This window comes from Nocardioides ultimimeridianus (genome assembly GCF_054777895.1).
In genome coordinates, this window is sequence record NZ_BAAHAB010000009.1 from 41,566 (window position 1) to 59,424 (window position 17,859).

At 73.6% G+C, this 17,859-nt stretch carries 17 protein-coding genes; 5 read left to right on the forward strand and 12 right to left on the reverse strand.

Translation table 11 applies throughout. The features are described 5' to 3' along the window. Nucleotides 1-81: 81 nt before the first annotated feature. From ACYU8V_RS08820 to ACYU8V_RS08830, 3 genes are all read right to left on the reverse strand, one after another. Entirely contained in the window at nucleotides 82-1,197 is a 1,116-nt protein-coding gene (locus ACYU8V_RS08820) for a PucR family transcriptional regulator (protein WP_460846721.1), read from the reverse strand. Nucleotides 1,198-1,216: 19 nt separating this feature from the next. Beyond that, nucleotides 1,217-2,002 (reverse strand): hypothetical protein, encoded by a 786-nt coding sequence (locus tag ACYU8V_RS08825; protein ID WP_460846723.1) that lies wholly within the window; start codon nucleotides 2,000-2,002, stop codon nucleotides 1,217-1,219. A gap of 124 nt (nucleotides 2,003-2,126) precedes the next feature. Next, nucleotides 2,127-2,822, reverse strand: a complete 696-nt coding sequence (locus ACYU8V_RS08830; protein WP_460846724.1) for a TetR/AcrR family transcriptional regulator — start codon at nucleotides 2,820-2,822, stop codon at nucleotides 2,127-2,129. A gap of 75 nt (nucleotides 2,823-2,897) precedes the next feature. On the opposite strand from ACYU8V_RS08830, the gene ACYU8V_RS08835 reads away from it, so the two are divergent. After that, nucleotides 2,898-4,391 (forward strand): APC family permease, encoded by a 1,494-nt coding sequence (locus ACYU8V_RS08835; protein WP_460846725.1) that lies wholly within the window; start codon nucleotides 2,898-2,900, stop codon nucleotides 4,389-4,391. A gap of 5 nt (nucleotides 4,392-4,396) precedes the next feature. Beyond that, nucleotides 4,397-6,031: an amidohydrolase gene (locus ACYU8V_RS08840; RefSeq protein WP_460846726.1), complete on the forward strand. Its 1,635-nt coding sequence runs from the start codon at nucleotides 4,397-4,399 to the stop codon at nucleotides 6,029-6,031. A gap of 11 nt (nucleotides 6,032-6,042) precedes the next feature. On the opposite strand, the gene ACYU8V_RS08845 is transcribed toward ACYU8V_RS08840, so the two are convergent. After that, nucleotides 6,043-6,495 carry a hypothetical protein gene (locus tag ACYU8V_RS08845; RefSeq protein WP_460846728.1) on the reverse strand — a complete coding sequence of 151 codons (453 nt, stop codon included), beginning with the start codon at nucleotides 6,493-6,495 and terminating at the stop codon, nucleotides 6,043-6,045. 175 nt (nucleotides 6,496-6,670) lie between these two features. On the opposite strand from ACYU8V_RS08845, the gene ACYU8V_RS08850 reads away from it, so the two are divergent. Next, the gene (locus ACYU8V_RS08850; RefSeq protein WP_460846729.1) at nucleotides 6,671-8,569 is read left to right on the forward strand and encodes a sensor histidine kinase; all 1,899 of its coding nucleotides are present in this window, start codon (nucleotides 6,671-6,673) and stop codon (nucleotides 8,567-8,569) included. Beyond that, nucleotides 8,566-9,216, forward strand: a complete 651-nt coding sequence (locus tag ACYU8V_RS08855; RefSeq protein WP_460846731.1) for a response regulator — start codon at nucleotides 8,566-8,568, stop codon at nucleotides 9,214-9,216. Before ACYU8V_RS08850 ends, ACYU8V_RS08855 begins: the two co-directional genes overlap by 4 nt. Here the strand turns inward: ACYU8V_RS08855 and ACYU8V_RS08860 are convergent. The 5 genes from ACYU8V_RS08860 to ACYU8V_RS08880 form a co-directional block, all read right to left on the reverse strand. Then, nucleotides 9,193-10,884: a hypothetical protein gene (locus ACYU8V_RS08860; protein WP_460846732.1), complete on the reverse strand. Its 1,692-nt coding sequence runs from the start codon at nucleotides 10,882-10,884 to the stop codon at nucleotides 9,193-9,195. The genes ACYU8V_RS08855 and ACYU8V_RS08860 overlap by 24 nt on opposite strands. A 16-nt stretch (nucleotides 10,885-10,900) precedes the next feature. Further along, nucleotides 10,901-11,335 carry a hypothetical protein gene (locus ACYU8V_RS08865; protein ID WP_460846733.1) on the reverse strand — a complete coding sequence of 145 codons (435 nt, stop codon included), beginning with the start codon at nucleotides 11,333-11,335 and terminating at the stop codon, nucleotides 10,901-10,903. After that, nucleotides 11,332-11,703 (reverse strand): cupin domain-containing protein, encoded by a 372-nt coding sequence (locus tag ACYU8V_RS08870; RefSeq protein ID WP_460846735.1) that lies wholly within the window; start codon nucleotides 11,701-11,703, stop codon nucleotides 11,332-11,334. The genes ACYU8V_RS08865 and ACYU8V_RS08870 overlap by 4 nt, the downstream gene beginning before the upstream one ends. A 65-nt stretch (nucleotides 11,704-11,768) precedes the next feature. Continuing rightward, nucleotides 11,769-12,299 carry a flavin reductase family protein gene (locus tag ACYU8V_RS08875; protein WP_460846737.1) on the reverse strand — a complete coding sequence of 177 codons (531 nt, stop codon included), beginning with the start codon at nucleotides 12,297-12,299 and terminating at the stop codon, nucleotides 11,769-11,771. 21 nt (nucleotides 12,300-12,320) lie between these two features. Further along, nucleotides 12,321-13,154, reverse strand: coding sequence for a methyltransferase domain-containing protein (locus tag ACYU8V_RS08880; protein WP_460846738.1), 834 nt, complete (start codon nucleotides 13,152-13,154; stop codon nucleotides 12,321-12,323). 66 nt (nucleotides 13,155-13,220) lie between these two features. Here ACYU8V_RS08880 and nemA point away from each other — a divergent pair, with 66 nt between their 5' ends. Next, the gene (gene nemA / locus ACYU8V_RS08885) at nucleotides 13,221-14,312 is read left to right on the forward strand and encodes an N-ethylmaleimide reductase (RefSeq protein ID WP_460846740.1); all 1,092 of its coding nucleotides are present in this window, start codon (nucleotides 13,221-13,223) and stop codon (nucleotides 14,310-14,312) included. Here nemA and ACYU8V_RS08890 read toward each other — a convergent pair. From ACYU8V_RS08890 to ACYU8V_RS08900, 3 genes are read right to left on the reverse strand one after another with little or no spacing between them, the layout of a single operon-like run. Then, a complete protein-coding gene (locus tag ACYU8V_RS08890) occupies nucleotides 14,291-15,298 on the reverse strand; it encodes an alpha/beta fold hydrolase (protein WP_460846741.1) in 1,008 nt (335 codons plus the stop codon). The two genes, nemA and ACYU8V_RS08890, sit on opposite strands and share 22 nt — an antisense overlap. Nucleotides 15,299-15,310: 12 nt before the next feature. Next, a complete protein-coding gene (locus ACYU8V_RS08895; RefSeq protein ID WP_460846743.1) occupies nucleotides 15,311-17,482 on the reverse strand; it encodes a heavy metal translocating P-type ATPase in 2,172 nt (723 codons plus the stop codon). Beyond that, nucleotides 17,479-17,706 carry a heavy-metal-associated domain-containing protein gene (locus tag ACYU8V_RS08900; RefSeq protein WP_460846744.1) on the reverse strand — a complete coding sequence of 76 codons (228 nt, stop codon included), beginning with the start codon at nucleotides 17,704-17,706 and terminating at the stop codon, nucleotides 17,479-17,481. Before ACYU8V_RS08900 ends, ACYU8V_RS08895 begins: the two co-directional genes overlap by 4 nt. Nucleotides 17,707-17,859 lie beyond the last annotated feature (153 nt).

Here is a 17,859-nt window from a genome sequence, read left to right on the forward strand (position 1 = left end):
ACCACGGGGCGAGGGCCGGCGGGAAGACGACGGTCGTGCCTGATCGCGGGGTGGCGTCATACGAACGTACGACGGGCGCTGTCACGCGGGCAGGTCGCCGACCTCGACCGCGGCGCGGATCCCCTGCCAGAGCTCGGAGGCGCCGTCGGTGGTGCTCAGGCTGTGCCCGGTGACCTCCTCGATCCGCGCCACCCGCGAGACCAGGGTCTGCCGGTGCACGAAGAGCCGCCGCGACGCCCGCACCCAGCTGCGGTTCTCCTCGAGGAAGACCCGCAGGGTGGTGACGAGATCGGTGCCGCGCGCGGCGTCGTACGCGAACAGGCCGCCGAGGGTGCGGTCGACCGCGTCCCGGAGCCGGACCGGGTCGTCGGGGAGGAAGAGCGTGGTCGGCCGGGAGTCCTCGAACCGCACGGCTCCCTCGTGCGTCGGGGGCGTCCGGCTGAGGACGAGCCGGACCTGGCGGAACGCCTCGGGCACGTCCTCGATCCGCTCGAAGCTGCGGCTGATCGCGATCGGACCGGCTGGGTTGATCGCCGGGTCGATGGTGTCCGTCGCGCCCGCCAGGACCAGCACGAAGCCGTCGGTGGCGGTGAGCAGGTGCGCGACGTCGTCGCGACGCAGGGTCGCGTGCGTGCGGTCGAAGGTCTCCGCCGAGCCGTCCCCGCGCCACCCGGCGAGCAGGTACGGCGCCGCGACCCGGTGGGGTACCAGGAACCGCTCGGCCGACTCCGCGCCGATCGAGGCGTCGAGCAGGTCGCGCAGCAGCAGCGACCCGTGCAGCCGGCGCTCGGCGAGCCGGACCTGGTCGAGGTGCTCGCGGTTGTTGGCCTCGGCGACCGCCTTGGCGACCTTGATGAAGGGCACCGCGTGGGCCGTCTCCAGCACCGGGAGGCCCAGCTCGGTCGCCCGCGCGAGCATCCGGTCCGTCAGCGGCGGTGCCGACAGGTCCGCGCCGATCGAGACCGCGGCGATGCCGGCGGCGTACATGCCCTCGACGTAGGCGCACTGCTCGTCGGCCTCGATGGGCACGCCCAGACCGGTCGTCAGCACCAGGGCGCCCGCGCCGACCCACTGCCACGGCTCCGCCAGCTCGCAGGTGTGCGCCCACTCCACCGGGCGCCGCTCCCCCACGCCCGGCGTCAGCGAGCGGGTGCCGAGGGCATCCGTCGCGAGCAGGTCGCCGACCGTGAACGTCACCAGCGGAGGCTATCGGCGCTCAGTCCGCGAAGGCCCAGCCGTGCTCGGCGAGGGTCGACCGCAGCAGCCGTACGGCGACCGGACCGACCCCGTGCAGCGCCGCCAGGTCCTTCTCGCGCCACTCCCGCACCTGTTCCAACGTCCACACGCCCTGCGCCCGCAGGGCACGCGTCGCCGGGGCGCCGATGCGCGGCAGCGGGATGCCGTCGGGCCGCTCACGGTCGCGGGTCGTGCCGCTCTCCGCGTCGATGACGGCCGCACCGCGGGGCGAGATCCGGTAGCCGATGTCGAGGCTCTCGGTCAGGCCGAGCTCCTTGAGCTTGCGGACGTCGCGCTTGAAGGTCGGGGTGTCGCGGCCGACCTGCGCGGCGAGCTCGGGCGCGCGCACGGTCGGGTTCGCGTCGATCAGCGCGAGCGTCGTGCGGGTCCACGGGCCGATGGCCGAGGCCGCGTCGAGGTGGTCGAGCCGGGTGCGGATGGTGGCGATCTCGGCGGCGTCCGGGACGGCGGTCCGCAGCTCGGTGCGCGGGTCCTCGCCGGCGTACCTCACCCCGACCTGCCAGACGGGCTTGTCCGACTTCATCGCGAGCAGCCGCTTCAGCTCCGGCAGGCTCGAGCCCGCTCTCCTCGCCTGGGCGGCCGTGATCTTCGACGCCGGCACCTGCTCCACGCTGGTCACCTCGACGACGCCGACGCGGGTCCGCAGCATCGTCCCGACCTTGACGCGCGGGCGGTCCCAGCGGCGGAACGCCAGGTCGACCTCGCCGGACTTGATGGCGAGCAGGGTGTCGGGGCGGATCATCACGGTCCGAACCTACCCACCCGGTGTCGTGGGTTGAGCAGCCGCGAGCGGCGTATCGAACGAACCCGTCTCTCTTCGTGGCTGGCCGTGGCGGCCGCCCCCGACCAGCCCCGAATCACCCCACCCCTCACCTCCCCGCCCGCACCTCGATCCCGTCCAGGAACAGATCCAGCGCCGTCTCGAAGGCGGAGCCGGCCATCGTGTGGATGTGGCGGCGGGTCGCGGCGATGTTCGGGTAGTCGGCCTTCGGCAGGGAGGTGTACGCCGAGGTCCACGACTCCCCTCCGTCGTCGGGGTTGACCGCGGCGCCGGCGGCGTCGAGGGCGGCGTAGCCGAGCACCAGGTCCACAAACGCGTGGTAGTAGCGGACCGCGTCACGGGGGCCGAAGCCGGCGCGGCGCAGCAGGCCGATGCCGGTGTCGACGGCGCGGAACTCGTTGCTCCGCAACGAGACCCGGGCCGCGCCGAGCACCACCAGCCTCGGGTGCCGCTGGGCGTAGATGTGGAAGCGCACGCCGAAGTCGCGCAGCGCGACCCGCCAGTCCTCGTCGGGGACGAAGTCGGCGAGCGAGTCGCCGATCAGCCGGTCGGTGATCGCGGCCATCAGGTCGTCGGTGCCGCGGAAGTACCGGTAGATCGCGGTCGGGTCCGCGCCGAGCGCGATGCCGAGGGCCCGCACGCTGAACCCCGCCCCCTCGGGCTGGTCGATCAACCGCATCGCGGTCCGCACGATCAGCTCCTCCGACAGCACCTCGCCGGAGCGGGTGGGGCGACGGCGACGGCGTACCGCCGTGACACGACCAGTGCTGGGCGTCGGGCTCATGGGATCAGTCCACCGTGCTACGACTCTTACGTCAACATGATTGACGCAATCGCCGAGCAGGTCTGGAATCTCCCCATGACCGACACCCCCGCCCCGAGCCTCAAGCGCTCGCTCGGCATCCGCGACGGCATCGCCATCGCCGCGTCCAGCACGGCGGCCACGACCAGCATCGGGATCGGCATGGGCGTGCTGGCGACGTACGCCGGACGGCAGGTGCCGATCGTCCTGATCCTCGCCTTCCTGCCGATCCTGGGCATCGCCGGCGCCTACGCGCGCCTCAACCGCAGCGAGCCCAACTGCGGCAGCGGCTACACCTGGGTCGGCCGCAGCCTGAGCCCCTGGCTGGGCTTCCTCTCCGGTTGGGTGGTGGTGCTCGCGACGATCATCTTCATGGCCTACACCGGCACGATCACCGGCTCGGTCGTGCTGCAGTTCGTCAACCGGCTCGGTCTCCACACGCTCCTCGGGATCACGCTCGACCCGCTCTCCACGGGGGTCAGCACGGTCGTCGGCCTCACCGTCCTGCTCGCCGTGACCATCACCGCGATCACCGGCGTCCGGTCGGCGACCCGGCTCCAGCTGTGGCTGCTGGTCTTCGAGTACGCCGTGCTGGTGGTCTTCTTGACGATGGCGCTTCTGCGCGGCCACCACGGCATCTCGCTGAGCTGGTTCGACCCCTTCGCCATCGCCCCGAAGGACCTGGCCATGTCGCTGGTCCTCGCGGTGTTCATCTACTGGGGCTGGGACGCGGCGTTCTCGGTCAACGAGGAGAGCAAGGACCCCCAGGACGCCGCGCGCGGCGGGATGATCGCGCTGTTCGCGATGCTCGGCCTGTTCGTGTACGCCGCGGTCGCGTTCCAGCGCCTGCTGAGCACCGAGGAGCTCGCGGGGTACGGCGACCAGGGGCTCAGCTACCTCGGCGTACGCCTCGCGGGTGAGCCGTGGGCATCGCTGCCGCTGATGGCGCTGATGTTCTCCGCGGTGGCGTCGCTGCAGTCCTCGGTGATCCCGACCGCCCGCGGCCTGCTCGCGATGGGCCGCGACCGGACCCTGGGCCCGGTCTGGACCCGGATCCACCCGCGGTTCGGCACACCGGCCGTCGGCACCGCCCTGCTGATGACCGCGGCCGCCGCGATCGCGGTCGTCGCCCTCGGCATCCCGCGCATCAACGACCTGATCCTCACCGCGGTCAACTCGGTGGGACTGATCGTCGCCTTCTACTACGGGCTGACCGCGTTCGCATGCGCCGCCCGCTTCCGGCACACGCGCGGCACCGAGCTGGTCCAGGCCGTCGTCGTGCCCGCCGTCAGCGGGGCCGTGCTGTGGGGCCTCGGCGGCTACCTGGGCTACCTCTACGCCACGATGAGCGACCACTTCGCCGCCAGCCCCGACAACGGCTGGTTCATGCTGGCCGTGCCCGGCGCGATCGTCGGCACCGGCCTGCTCGCGGCCGCGTGGGCGCGCTACGGCCGCCGCTCGGCGTACTTCCACCACGGCCGCGGAACCGATGCCGACAGCCTGGTCCTGCCCATGGATCTCGACCCCGTCCCCACCACCCCAGGAGCCTGATCACCATGTACGCCGACCTCGTCCTCACCGGCGGCCCCATCCACCTCGGCACCGCGGCCCGCAGCCGCGCGACCGCTGTCGCCGTCTCCGGCGACCGGATCGTCGCGGTCGGCGGCGACGACGTCCGCGACCTCGTCGGGCCGCGCACCGAGGTCGTCGACCTCGCCGGGCGCCTGCTGATCCCCGGCTTCCAGGACGCCCACGTCCACCCGGTCGGCGGCGGCCTCGAGCTCGGGCAGTGCGACCTGACCGGCCTGGTCGGGATCGACGAGGTCCGCGCCCGGATCAGGCAGTACGCCGACAGCAACCCCGACGCGCCCTGGATCACCGGTGGCGGCTGGTCGATGGAGACCTTCGACGGCTGGCCGGATCGCGCCTTCCTCGACGCCCTGGTCCCCGATCGGCCCGTCTACCTGGTGAACCGCGACCACCACGGCGCGATGGCCAACACCCGCGCGCTGGAGATCGCGGGCGTCGACGCCCGCACGCCGCAGCCCGCCGACGGTCGCTTCGAGGTCGACGCCGACGGAGCGCCGACGGGCATGCTGCAGGAGGGGGCGATGAGCCTGGTGGGCGCCCATGTCCCCCACGTGACCCTGGACGAGCTCGTCGCGGGACTGCTGCGCGCCCAGGACCTGCTGCACTCCCTCGGCATCACCGCCTGGCAGGACGCCCTGGTCGGCGACAACCCGCTGCTCCCGAACGCGGGACCGGCCTACGCCCAGGCCCTCGCCGAGGACCGGCTGACCGCGCGCGTGACTGCCTCGCTGTGGTGGCAGCGCGACCGCGGTGCCGAGCAGATCGAGGACCTGCTGGCCCAGCGCGCCCAGCTCGAGGCGGCCGGCCTGCGGGCCTCGACGGTCAAGATCATGCAGGACGGCGTGGCCGAGAACCACACGGCCGCGATGCTGACGCCGTACCTGCGCGGCTGCGGCTGCCGGGCCGGCGGCGACCACGCCGGCATCTCGTTCGTCGACCCCGGGGCCCTGCGCAAGCACGTCACCGAGCTGGACCGGCTCGGCTTCCAGGTGCACTTCCACGCCCTCGGCGACCGCGCCGTCCGGGAGGCGCTGGACGCCGTCGCGGCGGCCCGCGAGGCCAACGGCTGGAGCGACACCCGCCCGCACCTGGCGCACCTGCAGGTCGTGCACCCCGACGACGTCGGCCGGTTCCGGGCCCTCGGCGCCACCGCGAACCTGCAGCCGCTGTGGGCGGCGCACGAGCCGCAGATGGACGAGCTGACCATCCCGTTCCTCGGGCCGGAGCGGTCGGCGTGGCAGTACCCGTTCGCGAGCCTGCGCGACGCCGGCGCCACCCTGGCGGCCGGGTCGGACTGGCCGGTCAGCAGCCCCGACCCGCTGGCCGGCATCCATGTCGCCGTGAACCGGGTCGAGCCGGGCGAGGACGCCCCGGTCTTCTACGCCGAGGAGCGCATCGACCTGGGCACCGCGCTGGCGGCGTACACCTCCGGGAGCGCCTACGTGAACCACCTCGACGACACCGGCACGATCGCGGTCGGCAACCTCGCCGACCTGGCCGTGCTGGACCGCGACCCCTTCGCGCACCCCGCCGACGAGATCTGCGGGACGAGCGTGGAGCAGACGTTCGTCGGCGGGAGGCGGGTGTACGCCGCCGGCTGAGTCCCCCAGCCTCAGTCGGTCCAGCGCAGGGTGATGGCGACCGAGCTCGGGCTCGTCGCCCTGCCGGCCACCGTGCCGGTCGCGCCGCTGTACGCACCGGAGCCGCCCGTGACGGCGCCACGGACCACGCCGGTCTCGTTGTCGACGGTCACCCGGGTGCGCAGCTGCCCGTCGGCCCGTGCCAGCGTGACCAGGCAGTCCGCGGTCGCGGTCGCGAAGTCGAACGTGCAGGAGTTCGCGGTGTAGCCGATGACGGAGCCGTTCCGGACCGCCTTGTCGGTCTCGATCAGGGCGTTGCTGCCGATCCGGTGGCTGGCGACCGTGCGGCTGACGAAGCTCAGCCGGTGCGAGGTCGAAGTGGTCCGGTCGGTCGCTGCGTGGCTGGTGCCGGTGATCGCCAGACCGCTGAGCGCGAGCGTGGCGACGGCGGTGCCGGCGAGGGTGGTGAGGCGGGTACGGGACATGACGTGACTCCTCCGGAGCTCGGTTGACGGCACCGCTCGGTGCCGGGTCCACGGTGCTGCGACGGGCTTCCCACCGACGAGAGCACGCACCCGGAGAACGACCCGGGAGGATCTCCCGGGTCGGGTGGGAAGCAGCCCCTTGCCGACCGCTCCTCCGCAGCCACACCCTTGTCCCATGCTCTCGACCGCACTGACCGTGGCGCCGGTGGTGGCGTTCGTGGTCGCCGGCGTGGTCGTGGTGGCAGCCCGTCCCCGCCACCTGATCGGCTGGATCCTGCTCACCGGCGGCATCGCCTGGGCGGTGGGCAACGGCGGGATCCGCTGGGCGGAGTACGGCATCGCGCATCCCGGATCCGTGCCTGCCGTCTCCTTCGTCGCTCTGGGCAGCGCGGTGATCCGCGACATCGGCTGGTACGCCGTCGTCCTCGGCCTGCCGATCTTCTTCCCGACCGGGCGGGTCGCCGCACCGCGGTGGCGCTGGCTGGCGCGCGGGCTCGCGGTCGTCGTGGTCGCGTCGATCGTCGACACGCTGGCTGCGCCCGGTGCGAACCTGCGTCTGGCCGGATGGCAGAACCCGCTCGCCCTCCCCGGCGGCTGGCAGGTCATCGACGGGGTGGCCTTCCTGCTCAGCATGCCGCTCGCCGTGGTCGTCGCCGGCGGAGCCGCGCTGCAGCTGCGGGCGCGATGGCGGTCGGGCACGCCGCTGGAGCGACGGCAACTCACCTTCGTCGCGGCGACGGCCGCCCTGCCGGTGTTGGCGGGTCCGTTGTCCTTCGTCCCTGGCGCGCCGGCGTGGCTGTTCTCCGTCGCCGTGCTGCCGTTGCCGATCGGGATCGGATTCGCCGTCCTCGCCCGCGGTCTCTACGACCTGCGCACCGCGGCCAACCGGACACTGGTGTGGCTCGTGCTCTCCGCACTCGTCGCGCTCGTCTACGCCGGGGTCATGGACGCGGTCGGCGGCGCACTGGATGTCGGCACCGTGAGCTGGCTGCCGGCGGTCGCCGTCGGCGTGGTGGCCGTCTCGTTCGCGCCGGTTCGTGACGCGCTCCAGCGCGGGGTCGACCGGTTGCTCTTCGGACGATGGCAGGACCCCTACGAGGTCCTCGCGCGCCTCGGCCAGCGGCTCGAGGCGGCGGCCGGCCCGGACCGGCTGCTCCAGGAGGCCACGGCCGAGCTGGCCGCCCTCGGGCTGCGTGGGGTCCGGATCGAGGACCTCGACGGCCGGGTCCTCGCCGCCTCGGAGGATGCCCCGCCCACCGGTCCCGACGACGAGGTCCCCCTGACGGCGTACGGCGAGTGCCTCGGGGTGCTCCGCTTCGCCGCACCGGCCACACCCCTGCGTCCGAGCGACCGGCGGCTGATCGAGGACCTCGGGGTCCACCTCGGCGGGGTCCTGCGCGACCACCGCCTCACCGCCGATCTGCAGCGGGCGCTGGAGCGCGTGGTCCTCGCGCGCGAGGAGGAGCGCCGCCGGCTCCGCCGCGACCTCCACGACGGCCTGGGTCCGGCGCTCGCCGGCCACCTCCTACGGTTGGACGTGATCGAGCGCGCCGTCGGAGGCGATCGCGACGCCGCGGTGCTCGTGCGCAGCCTCCGCACCGAGCTGCGCGCCACCGTGCTCGACGTACGACGGGTGGTCGAGGGCCTGCGCCCGCCGGCCCTGGACGAGCTGGGCCTCGCCGCCGCGCTGGAGCAGGCCGTGCACCGGCTCACCTCCGGCAGCGGCCTGCAGATCGAGCTCGCCGTGGACCCGCTGCCGCCGCTGTCCGCAGCTGCGGAGGTCGCGGCGTACCGGATCGGCACCGAGGCCGTCACGAACGTCGTACGTCACGCCCGCGCGTCGGGGTGCCGCATCTCGCTGGTCTGCAGCGACGACACCCTCCGCCTCGAGGTCTGCGATGACGGCGTCGGCCTGGACTCCGGCGCATCGGCCGGCAACGGGCTGCACACGATGCGGGAGCGGGCCGAGGAGATGCGCGGCGTCCTGACGGTCACCGGTACGCCGAACGGCACCCGGGTGGTCGCCGAGCTCCCCGTACCGACGGCCGCCACGGCACGGCAGGTCGCGTCGTGAGCGTGCGCGTGCTGGTCGTCGATGACCACCCGCTGTTCCGCGAGGGGCTCGGGGCATCCCTGGCTGCGATGCCCGGCCTCACGGTCATCGGGCTCGCGGCCGATGGTCCTGAAGCCGTGGAGCTGGCGGGCGGCGACGTGGACGTCGTCCTGATGGACCTCAACCTCCCGACGATGTCCGGGGTCGAGGCCACGGCTCGGATCTGTGCGGCCGCGTCCCCGCCGGCCGTGCTGGTGGTGACGATGGTCGACGACGACGACACCGTCCTGGCCGCGATGCGCGCGGGTGCCCGCGGCTACGTGCTGAAGGGGTCGACCGGCGAGGAGATCGCGGCGGCGGTGACCACGGTCGCCTCGGGCGGCGCCGTCTTCGGTCCGGGGATCGCCGCGCGAGTCCTGGCGGCGACGGCCGAGGACGCCCACCCGGCCAGGCCGTCGGCGTACGTCGGCCTCACCGACCGCGAGTCGGACGTCCTCCGGCTGCTCGGCGAGGGGTGCAGCAACCAGCAGATCGCGCGAACGCTGGGGATCAGCGTCAAGACCGTCCAGAACTACGTCTCGCGGATCCTCGACAAGCTCCAGGTGCGTGACCGGACGCAGGCGGCGCTGCGGGTGCGCGACGCCTCACAGCCGCCACTCGACCGGTGAGTCCGGCTGGTAGCAGCAGCGCAGGCCGGTCCGGACGTAGGTCGACAGGTGCCGCGCCACGACCGGGTCCGCGGCGTGGATCGCCTCCAGCGCGGCGGCGATCGCCTTGCGGGCGGTCACCCGCGCCCGCTCGGCGCTGCTGCCGGTGACGCGCGGGCGGCCGCCGATCCCGGTCGCCGCCGAGAGCTCGGCCAGCAGGGCCGCACGCTCCTTCGCCAGCTGCTCGCCCCGCTCCGCGTCGCCGGCGAGGTCGGCGTCGTCGAGCTCGCCGTCGATGTCGCTCAGCCGTCTCCGGTACGCCGCCAGGGCCTCGGCGTCGGCCACCTCCCCGAGCCCCGCCTGCTGCACGGTCTCCGGGCCGCCGACCAGGTCGAGCGCGCTCACCTCCACCCCGGGACGCGCCAGCAGGGCGTGCAGGTGCTCCAGCCCGCGCCGGGCCGGGATCGCGGTCTCGGCCCCGTCGCGGCCCACCAGCCACACGCCGGCGGGCCCGGGGCGCAGCGTCATCGCCGCCGCGGCCGCACGGCTCACCGGGCTCACCGGCGCGACCGCCGTCGATGCCGCCTCGAGCCGCTCGCGCCACCAGGTCGCGCCGATCCGGCGGTACGTCGCGAGCGCCTTCTCCCGCAGCGCGGCCGCTCGCTCGTGGTCGCCGAGCCGCTCGCAGGCGCGGGCCAGCGTGTCGTCGGTGACGCCGTGGAACGCCACGGCGCCGGCGTTGACGACCGCGCGCCCGGCGTACGGCATCAGCAGGGGGGTGACGGCGGCGACGAGCTCGTCCATCCCGGCGCGCAGCGCGACGTCGAGCAGCAGCTGCAGCACGAGGAGGTAGTTGTGGTCGCGCGGCAGCCGTGCGAGGACCCGGTCGTCGAAGCCCGCCACCAGGCGCCGCGCCGCGTCGGGCTCGCCCAGCCCCAGCCGGATCCACGCGATCTCGGCGTAGATCTCGCGGATGCCCTCGCGCTCTGCGATCTCCTCCCCCGCCCGCAGCCGCTCGAGCACCGCCTCGCTCCGGTCGCCCGCCTGGACCGCCGCGTAGCCGATGGCCGCGCTCAGCGCGAACTGCCCGTCGGGCAGCTCGTCGGCGGTCTCGGTGGCCAGGGCCACGAGCGGCTCGATGGTGTCGGTGCGGCCGCGCATCAGGTCGATCATCAGCCGCCGCGTCGCCGCGAAGAACAGGGAGCGCCGCGACTCCTCGCCGAGCCGCTCGAGCGCCCGCATCTGCCGGTTGAGCTCGAGCATGTCGAGGGTCTCGGTCGCGACGGTCAGCAGCCAGAGGTGGGCGACGGTGCGCGCGTCGACATCGCTGAGGTGGGCGGCGACATCGGACAGCTTGCCGGCCAGCTCGATCCTGACCTCGAGCTCGTCCGGACCCCAGTGCGTGGCGAGTGCCGCGTCGAGCGCGTCGGCCAGCAGCACCTGGTCGCCCGTCGCCTCGGCATGCCGGACGGCCGCCACCGCGAACGGGGCGGCCCGGTCGTGCCGGCCGGCGTACGCCCAGCACCGCGCGAGCGCCGCCCCGAGCAGCGCCCGGTCGCGGTCGGGCGGGCCGGCGTCGTACGCCTCGAACAGGACGGCGGGGATCCGCCCCGGCTCGGTGCCGAAGACATAGGTCCCGGCGAGGTCGAGCGCCGCACGGGTGCGTACGTCGACCTCGCCGGTGTCCATGTCTGGCATGGTTCCACTACGGGCGGATCAGGGTGACGGCTTCGGCGTGACTGGCCACCAGGGCCTCGTCCCAGTCCCCCGTGCAGTAGTAGTGGAACTCCGCGATCCGGCCCTGGTCGTCCAGGTCGACGATGGCCGCCTCCCGGCAATACCAGTGCTGGCCGCCGTCCTCCCAGCGCTCCTCGAACTTGATCGCGTAGCCGTCGACCGCCACCAGCACCTTCTCGACCCGGGTGCGGCCGGCGGGCGGGTGCATCTGGTTCTTGGCGCCGATCAGGGTCTCGGCCCCCCGGGTCTGGACGCGCCAGTGCGGGAGGCTGACGTCGGCGAAGACGTCGGGTGCGAAGAGGCCGTCGGTCTCCCCGGTCTCGAGGAACGCGACGAACCGCTCGACGCTCTGCTGCACGACCGCCGGCAGCCCCTCCGGCAGCCCGGTCGTCACGGCGGTCATGACGCGGCCGCCAGGTTCGCCTCGATGGCCGCCATCGTCGCCCCCAGCGCGTCGGTCGGGCTGAACTCGACCACGCTGGTGCCGGCGGCGATGAGCGGCAGGTGGCCGGGCGCGGCGTAGTAGGCGTCGCCGGCGCCGTACGTCTCCTCGTGGTCGGCCCACCGGAAGGTGATCTGGCCGCTCTGCACCACGCCCCAGTGCGGGCACTGGCAGCGGTCGTCGGGCAGGCTGGCGTAGAGCGGGGCGGGGTCGACGTCCTCGGGGAAGGACTCGAACCCGACGGTGTAGCCGTCCAGGTCGGCGTACCGGCCCTGGATGACGGGCAGGTCCACGCTCACCGGCGTGGTCATCTTGTTGGCGCTGGGCATCGCTGCCTCCTCGGTCGGGGGTGTTCTCACCCAGGAGGCGTGACCCGCCGCGTCACATCGTGACGTCAGCCGTGGGGGTCGATCGCGCGCTCCTGCGGCGCGTGGCCCGGGTCGAGGTCGGAGGCGTGGGAGGTCCGGAACGGCTCGAAGTCCCCATCGCCGGCGGCGTACACCACCCGGCCGGTGAGGCAGACGTGGTCGCCGCCGTCGTCGAGCAGCGCGATCCGCTCGAGCACGAACCGCCGCGGCAGCGCCTCGATCAGCGGTACGCCGTGCGGGCCGGTCTCGAAGGGCACGTCGGCGAACTTGTCGACGTCCTCGCCCGAGCGGGTCCCGAAGGCCTTCGCGAGCCCGTGATCGGTGTCGGCCAGGAAGTGCACGGCGTGGTGGCTCGAGCGCAGCGCGACGCGGTAGGTGTGATTGGCCTTGGAGAGCCACACGGCATAGCCCTGCGGGTCCATGCTCGCCTGCCCGTGGAACCCGACCAGGCAGCCCGCCCGCTCACCGTCGGCGGCCGTCGTGACGACGACCATCGCGGGGTCGGCGGCGGCGACCATCGCATCGAAGGCGGCGAAGGAGTCCCGATCCTCACTCATGCCGCCAGCGTACGAGGACCGTCAGAGCCGGCCCACGACCCCGTACATCGTCACCCCGCCGAAGGCCTCCCCCGCGGCGACGGCCGCCGACAGCTCCGCGTGCAGCCGGTCGGCCTCCTCGCGGGTGATGGCACCGGCGGCCACCGCCTGCTCGGCGGACTTCTCCACCAGGACGAGCATCGCCCCACCCGGCATGACGACCGCGGTCGCGGCGACGTCGGGATCGACCTCGAACCCGGTGCGCCTGAGCTGACCCACGAGGCGCCGGCCCGCGAACGGGTTGGGGATCGTCGAATGGCGGTGGTCCCCCATCCGGCGCAGCACGCCCGGGTCGCCGGGATTCATCACCATCGAGCCCCAGTCGCTGTCGACGATCGCGACCCGGCCACCGGGCCGCAGCACGCGGGCGAACTCCCGCACCGCCGCGTCAGGGTCGGGCAGGTGCTGGAAGACCCGTTCGCAGGTGATCACGTCCACCGAGTCGTCCGGGAACGGCAGCGCGGTGGCGTCGCCGTCGACGAACGTCGCGCTCGTGCCCACCGACCGCTCGGTCGCCGTCGCGCGCAGGCCGTCGTGCGGATCGACCCCGATCGCACGCCCGGTCGACCCGACCAGGGCCGCCATCCGGCGTACCTCCGAGCCGGTGCCGCTGCCCACGTCCACGACGGTCTCGCCCGGCTGCGGCGCGAGCATCGACCGTGTCCAGTCACGCATCCGCACGACTCCGGGGACCGCCTCCTGCATGTCGAGGACGAACACCTGGGCGGCCGTGTCGGCGTCCACGTCCTCGTGCTGGCTCCCCTTCACGAAGGAGTCGCCCTGCAATCCCTCCAACGGCTCGAACGTCTCGGTCATGGACCTGAGGCTAGGACCGTCGCCGCGTCGGGAACAGGGTGCTGGCACCCGTGGTTGCAGTCCTTCGTGACTTCCCTCTTCGACCCCGTGACCCTCGGCGCCGTGACCCTGCCCAACCGGATTCTGATGGCGCCGCTGACCCGGATGCGGGCGAGCCAGCCCGGCGACGTGCCGAACGCCCTGATGGCCGACTACTACCGCCAGCGCGCGAGCGCGGGCCTGATCGTGTCCGAGGGCACCCAGATCTCGCCGCAGGGCAAGGGCTACATGGACACCCCGGGCATCCACTCCGCCGAGCAGGTCGCCGGCTGGCGGACCATCACCGACGCCGTGCACGAGGCCGGCGGCCGGATCGCCGCGCAGCTGTGGCACGTCGGCCGCGTGTCGCACGAGTCCTTCCACGACGGCGAGCTGCCGGTGAGCGCCTCGGCGCTCCCCTACCGCAACCGCACCACCGTCCGCGGCGAGGACGGTACGCCGACCCGGGTGAGCTGCCCGACGCCGCGGGCCCTCGAGCTCGACGAGATCGCCGCTGTCGTCGAGGACTACCGCCGGGCCGCACGCAACGCACGCGAGGCGGGCTTCGACCTCGCCGAGATCCACGCGGCGCACGGCTACCTGCTGCACCAGTTCCAGGGCGCCGACAGCAACACCCGCACCGACCAGTACGGCGGATCGCTGGCCAACCGCGCCCGGCTGACCCTCGAGGTGCTGGACGCCGTCATCGAGGCCTGGGACGCCGAGCACGTCGGCATCCGCATCTCCCCGATCGGCTCGTTCAATGGCCTCGAGGACCCCGAGGGCGCCGCGATGGGCCGCTACCTGGCCGCCGAGATCGGCAAGCGCGGCATCGCCTTCCTGCACCTGTCCGAGCCGGACTGGGCCGGCGGCCCCGAGCTGACCGACGACTACCGCAAGGAGCTGCGCGCGGCGCACCCCGGCCCGATCGTGGCCGCGGGCTCCTACACGGTCGACAAGGCCGAGCGACTGCTCGCCGCCGACCTGATCGACGCGGCCGCGTTCGGCCGGCTCTTCATCGCCAACCCGGACCTGCCGCGCCGCCTCGCCGAGGGGCTGCCGCTGAACGAGCCCGTCCTGGCAACCTTCTACGGCGGCGACGAGGCCGGCTACACCGACTACCCCGCCTGGACCGACTGACCCACCGACCGCAGGAAGTCGAGCAGGAGCGCGTTGACGTCGTCGGGGCGCTCCTGCTGCACCCAGTGACCGCAGCCGGGAAGGATCTCGGAGCGGTGCAGCCGGGGCAGCGTCTTGGGGAACCGCTCGATCGCGGGCCGGCCCCACACGGTCGGCCCGTCGAGCTCGCCTCCGACGAACAGCGCCGGTACGTCGATGGGCCGGTGCCGCAGCACGGCGAGGTCCTCCCAGTCGCGGTCGACGTTGCGGTAGCGGTGGAGCGGGCCGGCGAAGCCGTGGTGGGCGAACTCGGCGACGTACACGTCCAGGTCGGCCTCGCTCATCCAGGCCGGCTCCTCGGCCGGCCACACGAACCGGTCCCGCATCAGGCCGCCCGCCGCGACCGTGCCCATCGGCGGACCACCGGACTCGATCGAGGCGCGGACCCCCTCGCCGGAGGCGGAGAAGTACATCCCGCGCAGCCACTCGCGCACGTCGGCCTCGATCTCGGCCTCGGCCCGGCCGGGCTCCTGGAAGTAGGCGATGTAGAACTCGTCGTCGCCGCCCATCGCCGCGAACGCGTCGGTGGGCCGGGTCGGGCCGGACGGCGCGAAGGGCACCGACAGCCCGGCGACGGCGGTGAACACGTCGGGCCGCAGGTGCGCCGACGCCCACGCGATGGGCGCGCCCCAGTCGTGGCCGACGATCACGGCCGTCCGCTCGCCGAGCGCCTCGACCAGGGCGAGGTTGTCGGCGACGTGGCGCAGCATCCGGTAGTCCTCGACGGCCGGCGGGGCCGAAGAGGCGCCGTACCCCCTGACGTCGAGGGCGGCCGCCCGGTAGCCGGCGGCGGCGAGCGCCGGCAGCTGGTAGCGCCAGGAGTACCAGGACTCCGGGAACCCGTGGACGAGCAGGACCAGCGGCCCCTCACCCGCCTCCGCGACGTGCAGGTCGATGCCGTTGACGTGCTCGGTGCGGTGGCGCACCGCGCTCAGATCCGGGGTCACCGGGCCAGTCTGTCAGCGGAAGCGGCGCAGCCGAAGGCTGTTGGCCACCACCGACACCGAGGAGAACGCCATCGCCGCCCCGGCGACCATCGGGTCCAGCAGGCCGAGCGCGGCCAGCGGGATCGCCGCGACGTTGTAGCCGAAGGCCCAGAACAGGTTGGACCGGATCACCGCGAGGGTACGCCGGGAAAGCCGGATCGCGTCCGCGGCGACCCGCAGGTCGCCGCGGACCAGGGTCAGGTCGCCGGCCTCCATCGCGACGTCGGTGCCGGTGCCCATGGCCAGCCCCAGGTCCGCCTGCGCGAGGGCCGCGGCGTCGTTGACGCCGTCGCCGACCATCGCCACGACCCGGCCCTCGGACTGCAGCCGCTTGACGACGGCGACCTTGTCCGCGGGCAGGACCTCGGCATGCACGTCCGGCTCGGCGATCCCCACCTGCGCGGCGACGGTGCGCGCCACACGGGCGTTGTCGCCGGTGAGCAGGATCGGGCGCAGGCCGAGGCCGCGCAGCTGGGCGATCGCCTCGGCCGACCCGTCCTTGACGCTGTCGGCGACGACGAGCACGCCGCGGGCCCGGCCGTCCCAGCCGACGGCCACGGCGGTGAGGCCACGGTCCGCTGCGTCGTCGTACCGCTGCTGGAGGTCGGGGGGCAGGTGCTGGGACCACTCGGCGAGCAGCCGCGGGCGTCCGACCAGCACGGCACGTCCGTCGACGACGCCCTGCACGCCCAGGCCCTCGACGTTGCCGAAGTCCTCGACCGTCCCGAGCGCACCGGCCGCGCGGGCACCGTCGGCGATCGCGCGGGCGATGGGGTGCTCCGAGGCGTCCTCGAGGGCGCCCGCGAGCCGCAGCACCTCGGCCACGTCCTCGCCGTTGGCGACGTGGGTCTCGACCAGGGTCATGGCACCGGTGGTGACCGTGCCGGTCTTGTCCAGCACGACGGTGTCGACCCGGCGGGTCTGCTCGAGGACCTCCGGTCCCTTGATCAGGATGCCGAGCTGGGCGCCGCGGCCGGTGCCGACCATCAGTGCCGTGGGCGTGGCGAGGCCGAGCGCGCACGGGCAGGCCACGATCAGCACGGCCACGGCGGCGGACACCGCCGCGGCGGCGCTGGCGCCGGTCGCCAGCCAGGCGGCGAAGGTCACCGCGGCGATCGCGATGACGAGCGGCACGAAGACCCCGGAGACCCGGTCGGCCAGCCGTTGCACCGCGGCCTTGCCGGTCTGGGCGTCCTCGACCAGCCGCGCGATCTGGGCGAGGCGGGTGTCGGCCCCGACCCTCGTGGCGCGCACGACGATGCGGCCGCCGGCGTTCACGGTCGCGCCGACCACCTCGCTGCCGACCCCGACCTCGACCGGCACCGACTCGCCGGTGAGCAGCGACGCGTCGACCGCCGAGCTGCCCTCCTCGACGACGCCGTCGGTGGCGACCTTCTCCCCCGGGCGAACGACGAAGCGGTCCCCCACGGCCAGGTCCTCGACCGGGATCCGCTGCTCGACACCGTCACGGAGCACGGCGACCTCGCGGGCGCCCAGGTCCAGCAGCGCGCGGAGCGCGGCGCCGGCGCTGCGCCGGGCCCGCTGCTCCAGGTAGCGGCCGAGCAGGATGAAGGCGATGATCCCGGACGCGGCCTCGAGGTAGATGTCCTCGGCCCGTGCGTCCCGGACCAGGGCCGCCACCGACCAGCCGTACGCCGCCCCCGTGCCGAGCGTGACCAGGGTGTCCATGGTCGCGACACCGTGACGGAGGTTGGTCCAGGTCGCCCGGTGGAACGGCCACGCGCCCCACAGCACGACCGGGGTGGCGAGGGCCAGCGAGACCCACTGCCAGCCGGAGAGGTGCAGCGCCGGAACCATCGCGATCAGGACGACCGGCACCGCCAGGGCTGCCGACACGACGAGACGTCGCCGCAGCGCCGCGACCTCCGCGTCGTCGGCGTGCGCCTCGTCGTCGAGCGCGGGCGTGGCGCCGTACCCGGCCGCCTCGACCGCCGCGACCAGGTCGGCGGTCGTGACGTCGCCCGCGACCGAGACGCGGGCCTTCTCGGTCGCGTAGTTGACCGTGGCGCTCACGCCCTCGAGCTTGTTGAGCTTGCGCTCGATCCGGTTGGCGCACGACGCGCAGGTCATGCCCGTCAGGAGCAGCTCGACCTGCCCGGTCCGGCTGGTCGACGTACTGCTCATGCCAGCTGGTAGCCGGCCTCGCGCACGGCCGCCTCGACGGTCTCGCGCGGGACGGGCCGGTCCGCGGCGAACCTGAGCGCGCCGCTGGCCAGGTCGACCTCGACATCGCGGACGCCCTCGATCTCGGCGACCTCCTCGGTCACCGAGGCCACGCAGTGTCCGCAGGTCATGCCCGTCACGGTGTACGACGAGGGGTACGACGCGGTCTCTCCCGAAGTGCTCATGCCTCCACTGTATACCCCCCAGGGGTATTACCGAAGCGCCCTATGCACACCGAGTGGACAGCCGGGTGTGATGTTGACCAAGATCACACAGCAAAAGGGCACCCCCAATGCTTGTGAATGATTTCTCATACGGCATAAAAGGTCAGGTGGAAA